Raw genomic sequence first — 383 nt, 5'->3', positions numbered from 1 at the left:
GTTTAAATGATCGAATGGGCGAATATGTGGCGACCCAGTTGATTAAGGAAATGGTCAAACAACGGATACAAGTGGTGGGTTCAAAAATCCTCATCATGGGGCTGAGTTTTAAAGAAAATTGTCCTGATATCCGTAATACCAAAATTGTCGATATGGTCAAAGCTTTAAAAGAATATGATCTGGATTTAGATATTTATGATCCTTGGGTGGATGATACAGAAGTCCAACATGAATATGGTCTAGCACCTATTAAAACATTACAGCAAGGTCAGTATGATGCTATCGTGATCGCAGTGGCGCATGATCAATTTAAAAGTATGACGATTGATCAATTTAAACAATTAGGTAAAGAAAAACATGTCTTATATGATTTAAAATATGTT

Annotated in this window: 1 protein-coding gene; it reads left to right on the top strand. The window is 35.0% G+C overall.

The features are described from left to right. The coding region (locus JR005_RS14540; RefSeq protein ID WP_324064539.1) for a UDP binding domain-containing protein at positions 1 to 383 on the top strand (383 nt) is incomplete at both ends.

Source organism: Acinetobacter sp. Colony158, from assembly GCF_019264745.1.
Taxonomy (GTDB): domain Bacteria; phylum Pseudomonadota; class Gammaproteobacteria; order Pseudomonadales; family Moraxellaceae; genus Acinetobacter; species Acinetobacter ursingii.
Note: the sequence above shows the minus strand (reverse complement) of the source record. Positions and strands in the feature narration are given on the sequence as shown.